Here is a 6,288-nt window from a genome sequence, read left to right as displayed (position 1 = left end):
TTGATGGCTACGCTCATGCTGCAGATGTTTCCTTATAAAATCGTTTTTAATGCCGCCAGCAATGCCGCATTTTCTTCCGGCAAACCGATCGAAATTCGCAAATGGTTTGGCATATCATAAACACCAATAGGGCGAACAATAACGCCTTGCTGTAGCAGCTTTTGGTAGAGCTCGGCAGTATCGGTTTTAAACTCAACGGCAATAAAATTACCGGCAGAGGGTATATAAGATAGCCCCAGCTTATCAAAGCCCTCAGTCAGCTGCTGCATACCCTGAGCATTAATCTGCCGACTTTGTTGCAAATAGTCATCATCGGCGAGTACGGCGGTGGCCGCAGCCAGCGCCACCGAGTTGACATTAAAAGGCGCACGCACCCGATTCAGCACATCGGTAATTTCGGTCGAGGCCAAGGCATAACCCACCCGCAGCGCCGCCAAACCATAGGCCTTTGAAAAAGTTCGAGTCACAATCAAGTTAGGATAATACTGCAACAATGCAGCACCATCGACGACATCGGCGTCGCTGGTATCCATATACTCAATATAGGCTTCGTCCAACACCACCATCACATTGGCGGGAACTTTATCTAAAAAATTTACCAGCGTGGCTTCATCAACCGCGGTACCGGTCGGATTATTAGGGTTGGCGATAAAAACCAATTGCGTGTCATCGCTAATCGCATCGGCCATGGCATTTAAGTCATGGCCCCAATCTTTGGCCGCGGTCACTATAGGACGACCACCACAAGCCTGAACCGCCAATGAGTACACCACAAAAGCATGACGGGAATACACCGCCGACTTACCGGCACCCATATAGGCTCTGGTAATTAATTCCAGCACATCATTGGAACCACTGCCCAGAGTTATCTGCTCGGTGCTTACGCCAAGCTTGTCAGCCAAAGCGTTTTTAAGTTGAAAACCGTTGCTGTCAGGGTAGCGGGCAATATCCACTGTCGCCTGTTCAATAGCCGCTAACACTTTCTTACTGGGGCCAAGGGGGTTTTCATTACTGGCGAGTTTGACGATATGATCCAGCCCCAACTCACGTTGCAACTCTGCAATCGGTTTGCCCGCCTGATAGGGGCTTAGGCCCTGTACGCCTTTATTTGCCAAAGCGATGTAATCGCAACTCACTGACTATCCCAACCTGTTTATTTTAAAGATCATTATTGTAACCGAATCTGCTCAGCGGCACATCACGCCAAGCCGGCCTTAATAAAATCTGCCAATACTTGTACGGCACTGTTCTTACTATGATCCATCTTTGTCAGGCTAATCCCCACCGTACCCAAATCCGGTAAATGCTTTGATGATTCAATAATAGACAACGAATCCGGCACTGTACTGCGCGCCAACACCGTCACCCCCAAGCCTTCATCAATGGCGGCCTGAATACCGGTTAGATCGGGAATGGTATAAACAATGCGGCAACTGCGCTTGGTTTTGCCCAGCACCCGCAATGCACGCTGGCGATAGATACAACCACTCGGCGCCGCCACCAATGGCAGCGTTTCCTGACTATGGGCACGGGAACTGGCGCTACTCACCCAGACTAATTGATCAGTTTTTATATAGTTTTTAATCGATCTGCGCTGCTGGCTGGTCACCTTATCATGCAGCGCCAGAATCAGATCATACTCATTACGTTGCTGTTCCGATAACAGATTGCGACTTAAATCGCAGGTCACTTCCAGCGTGACATCGGGGTAGGCCTTGGCAAAGCGGCTAACGATTTTGGGCAATAGCGTAATCGCAAATTCGCTGGGAATACCAAAGCGAATACGACCACTAACCGGCGGATTGGAAAAATAACCCACTGCCTGATCGTTAAGCGATAAAATCTGGCGGGCATAATTTAGCAATGATTCACCGGCAGGGGTTAGCGCCAGTTTTGGATTATCGCGATCCAGCAAGCTGCGATCCAATAGCAGCTCCAGTTTTTTTAGCTGCTGGCTAATCGCTGGCTGAGTGCGTCCCAACTTCTCGGCGGCGGCGGTAAAACTACCCTCCTCATTAATCACCACAAAGGAGCGCAGCATATCAATCGGCAAATTTGTCATTGGATTTCCCCCTCTTTACCGTCATAGCCACGAAGGCAGCAACGGCCAACAGCATCATAACAAATTATTATCAAGATATAATAATTATTAATTTCTGTTATGTGCTATCCAACGCTATGATGGCCGCCCTATTAGCCTTTTCAACAACGGTAACCTTGCATGTCAGACCTTCTGCAAACGCCACTGCACGACCTCCACACTGAGCTGGGCGCTAAAATAGTGCCTTTTGCCGGCTACAGCATGCCGGTTCAGTATCCACTGGGGGTACTTAAAGAACATCTGCATACCCGCAAACAGGCCGGATTATTTGATGTCTCGCATATGGGCCAGGTTCGTATCAAAGGCGCAGGTATTACCGAAGCGCTGGAAAAACTGGTACCGGTCGATCTGGGCGCCCTCGCCCCCTTTAAACAAACTTATGCCGTTCTGACCAACGAAGCCGGCGGTATTCTCGACGATCTAATTATTACCCGCTGGGCCGATGATGAATTCTTTTTAGTGGTTAACGCTGGCTGCAAGCAACAGGATATTGCCCACCTGCAACAGCACTTGCAGGGCTTTGAGATCGAAGTCATGGATCAACATGCCCTGCTCGCTTTGCAAGGACCACAGGCGCGATCAGTTATGGATGAATTAATGCCCGCCGCCACTGAACTGCGTTTTATGACTAGCTGCTTTGGCAGCCTTGAGCTCGAGGGTGACACTATCGACTGCTTTATCAGCTGCTCGGGTTATACCGGTGAAGACGGTTATGAAATTTCCCTACCCGCTGACAAAGCGGTTGCGCTGACGAAAAAACTCTTATCATTTGAGCCGGTGGAAGCGATTGGCCTGGGTGCCAGAGATTCACTGCGTCTTGAAATGGGGTTATGTCTCTATGGCCACGATATCAATACCGAAACCACGCCGATCGAAGCCGGATTAATATGGTCGATCAGCAAATCACGCCGCGCCGGCGGTGAAAAACAAGCCGGCTTTTTGGGCGCAGATACCATTTTGCAACAGATTGCCGATGGCGCATCACGCAAGCGAGTGGGTTTACAGATTTCAGGACGAGCCCCGCTGCGCGAAGGGGTGGAACTGGTGAATGCCGATGGCAAAGTCATTGGCCAAATTACCAGCGGTGGCTTTGGCCCCTCTTTGGGCGGTCCGGTGGCGATGGCTTATGTCGATACTGACTATGCCGCCATTGGCACGGAGTTTTTTGCCTTGCTAAGAAAAAAACAAATACCTGTTGCGGTAGTGAAGATGCCCTTTATGCCGCAGAACTATGTGCGCTAAAACGCCTTAATTAAACAAACAATAGTAAAAAATAGTCATCGGAGAACTCCATGTTAGATAACAACGCATCCCTTTTTGAGCTGGAAGCCAATGACGCATTTATTCAGCGTCATATTGGCCCCGATCACCAGCAACAACAAGATATGCTAACCCTGTTAGGTGCCAACTCTCTCGATGAATTAATTAGCAGCACGGTGCCGGCCAATATTTTGCGCGAAAACGCGATGGATTTGCCGTCGCCAAAAACAGAAACCGCTGCATTGGCTGAACTAAAGCAACTGGCTTCACAAAATATCGTGATGAAAAATATGATTGGTCAGGGTTATAACCCCACCATTACCCCCAATGTTATTTTACGTAATGTGCTGGAAAATCCCGGCTGGTATACCGCCTACACGCCCTACCAACCTGAAATTGCTCAGGGTCGGTTAGAGGGCTTATTAAATTATCAGCAAATGGTGATGGATTTAACCGGTATGGAATTAGCCAATGCCTCCATGCTGGATGAAGGCACCGCTGCCGCTGAAGCCATGGCGCTGTTAAAACGGGTGAATAAAAAAAATCGCTCCAATGTATTTTTTGTTGCCAATGATGCCCATCCACAGACCATTGCCGTATTAAAAACCCGCGCCGCCACTTACGGTTTTGAATTAGTCTTTGGTGAGGCCAGTGACTTGGTCGGCCAAAATGTGTTTGGCGCCCTATTACAATACCCCGGTAGCTATGGCGAGATTACCGATCTAGCACCACTGATTGAACAAGCGCATGAACAAGACACTTTGGTACTGGTAGCAGCGGATATTATGAGTCTGGTACTACTCACACCGCCGGGCGAATTAGGTGCCGATGTCGTGGTCGGCAACAGCCAGCGCTTTGGTGTACCGATGGGCTTTGGTGGCCCGCATGCCGCCTTTTTTGCGACCAAAGATAAATACAAGCGCTCAACACCGGGGCGGATTATTGGCGTATCTATTGACCGCCATGGCAATCAAGCCTTGCGTATGGCCATGCAAACTCGCGAGCAACATATCCGCCGAGAAAAAGCCACCAGTAATATTTGTACTGCACAAGCCTTGCTAGCCATTATGGCAAGCTTTTATGCGGTTTATCATGGCCCGCAAGGTTTAAAAACCATTGCCAACCGCATTCATCGCTTAACCAATATTTTGGCTAACGGTTTAACTAAGCTTGGGTTTAGCAGTGATAACAGTCAGTGGTTTGATACCCTGAGCTATACCGTTGGTGATCGCCAGCAAGAGATGATTGAACGCGCCATAGCTGCCGGCATTAATCTACGTATTATTGGCAGCGACCGTATAGCCATCAGTCTGGATGAAACCACTAGCCGCGATGATATTGAAACACTGTGGGCGGTAATCTCCGGCGGCAATATTGATTTCAGTATTGACTCTATTGATGTTGAAGTCGCCAACCATTCTCCTATTGACAAAAACTACCGTCGCAACAGTGAATTTTTAACTCACCCTGTGTTTAACCAGCATCACTCTGAAACCGAAATGCTGCGTTATATGAAGCGGCTGGAAACTAAAGATATTGCGCTTAATCACTCGATGATTGCGCTGGGTTCATGCACCATGAAACTCAACGCTACTGCCGAAATGATTCCGGTCACTTGGCCGGAGTTTGCCAATATGCATCCCTTTGCGCCGCAAAATCAGGCACAGGGTTATCTGGCCATGTTTAAGCAATTGGAAAAAATGCTGATTGAAGCGACCGGTTACGATGCCATTTCCCTGCAACCCAACTCTGGTGCACAGGGTGAATATGCTGGCCTACTAGCAATTAAAAAATACCATGAGAGCCGCGGTGATTTTAATCGTGATATCTGCCTAATCCCAAGCTCTGCCCACGGCACTAACCCGGCCAGTGCCGCCGTTGCCGGTATGCGGGTAGTGATTACCGAATGCGATGCCAACGGCAATGTTGATATGGCCGATCTTAAAGCCAAGGCCGAAACTCATGCCGATGAACTGGCAGCACTAATGGTGACCTATCCTTCGACCCACGGTGTATTTGAAGAAAATATTACCGATATCTGCGACTTGATTCATCAGCATGGCGGTCAGGTTTATGTCGATGGCGCCAACCTCAATGCCTTAATCGGTATTGCTGCACCCGGCAAATTTGGGGCCGATGTTTCGCATATCAATCTGCATAAAACATTTTGTATTCCCCACGGCGGTGGCGGCCCTGGCATGGGCCCAATTGGCGTTGGCAAACACCTTGCGCCGTTCTTGCCTAACAATCCGGCTCAGCCGATTGCAGGCTTGGCGGTTGATAACGACACCGTATCGTCGGCCGCTTGGGGTAGCGCTGCGATTCTGCCAATCTCATGGATGTATATTGCGATGATGGGCGAACAGGGTTTAAAAAAGGCCTCGCAAGTAGCGATACTTAGTGCCAACTATATGGCCAAACAATTAGCTGAGCATTATCCGGTGTTATATACCGGCAGAAATAATCGCGTTGCGCATGAATGTATTATCGATATGCGGCCACTCAAAGAAGCCAGCGGTATTAGCGAAGAAGATGTCGCCAAGCGATTAATGGATTTTGGTTTTCATGCGCCAACCATGTCATTCCCAGTGCCGGGTACTTTAATGATTGAACCCACCGAGAGTGAACCCAAAGAAGAACTGGATCGTTTTATTGAAGCGATGATTACTATCAGAAAAGAAATCGCACAGGTTGAAGCCGGTAAATCAAATGAAACGGATAACCCGCTAAAAAATGCACCGCATACGGCTATGGAAGCAACCGCTTCAGAATGGGCGCATAGCTATACCCGTGAACAAGCGGTATATCCGGTGGGTAGCAGTAATAAATTCTGGCCACCGGTGGCAAGAATCGATAATGTTTTTGGTGATAGAAATTTAGTGTGCTCTTGTCCGTCTATTGATAGTTATAGAGAAGAGTAAACCGCT

The 6,288-nt window shown here is 48.7% G+C and carries 4 protein-coding genes; 2 read left to right on the top strand and 2 right to left on the bottom strand.

Features of this window, described 5'->3' with window-relative positions:
• Nucleotides 1-32: 32 nt before the first annotated feature.
• Together hisC and AACP44_RS08015 are read right to left on the bottom strand one after the other, a co-directional pair.
• Nucleotides 33-1,136: a histidinol-phosphate transaminase gene (gene hisC / locus AACP44_RS08020; RefSeq protein WP_339339999.1), complete on the bottom strand. Its 1,104-nt coding sequence runs from the start codon at nucleotides 1,134-1,136 to the stop codon at nucleotides 33-35.
• A 62-nt stretch (nucleotides 1,137-1,198) separates the two neighbouring features.
• On the bottom strand, nucleotides 1,199-2,062 hold the full coding sequence (locus AACP44_RS08015; protein ID WP_339339998.1) for a LysR family transcriptional regulator: 864 nt from the start codon (nucleotides 2,060-2,062) through the stop codon (nucleotides 1,199-1,201).
• 159 nt (nucleotides 2,063-2,221) lie between these two features.
• Between AACP44_RS08015 and gcvT the strand changes: the two genes are divergently transcribed.
• Together gcvT and gcvP are read left to right on the top strand one after the other, a co-directional pair.
• Nucleotides 2,222-3,343 carry a glycine cleavage system aminomethyltransferase GcvT gene (gene gcvT, locus AACP44_RS08010; protein WP_339339996.1) on the top strand — a complete coding sequence of 374 codons (1,122 nt, stop codon included), beginning with the start codon at nucleotides 2,222-2,224 and terminating at the stop codon, nucleotides 3,341-3,343.
• A 50-nt stretch (nucleotides 3,344-3,393) separates the two neighbouring features.
• On the top strand, nucleotides 3,394-6,282 hold the full coding sequence (gene gcvP / locus AACP44_RS08005; RefSeq protein ID WP_339339995.1) for an aminomethyl-transferring glycine dehydrogenase: 2,889 nt from the start codon (nucleotides 3,394-3,396) through the stop codon (nucleotides 6,280-6,282).
• Nucleotides 6,283-6,288 lie beyond the last annotated feature (6 nt).

The organism is uncultured Oceanicoccus sp. (genome assembly GCF_963968385.1).
Classification (GTDB): domain Bacteria; phylum Pseudomonadota; class Gammaproteobacteria; order Pseudomonadales; family Dasaniaceae; genus Oceanicoccus.
Note: the sequence above shows the minus strand (reverse complement) of the source record. Positions and strands in the feature narration are given on the sequence as shown.

Coding starts and splice junctions, on each gene's coding strand:
- gcvP (WP_339339995.1), top strand. CDS start 3,394: ATGTTAGATAACAACGCATCCCTTTTTGAGCTGGAAGCCAATGACGCA.
- gcvT (WP_339339996.1), top strand. CDS start 2,222: ATGTCAGACCTTCTGCAAACGCCACTGCACGACCTCCACACTGAGCTG.
- AACP44_RS08015 (WP_339339998.1), bottom strand. CDS start 2,062: ATGACAAATTTGCCGATTGATATGCTGCGCTCCTTTGTGGTGATTAAT.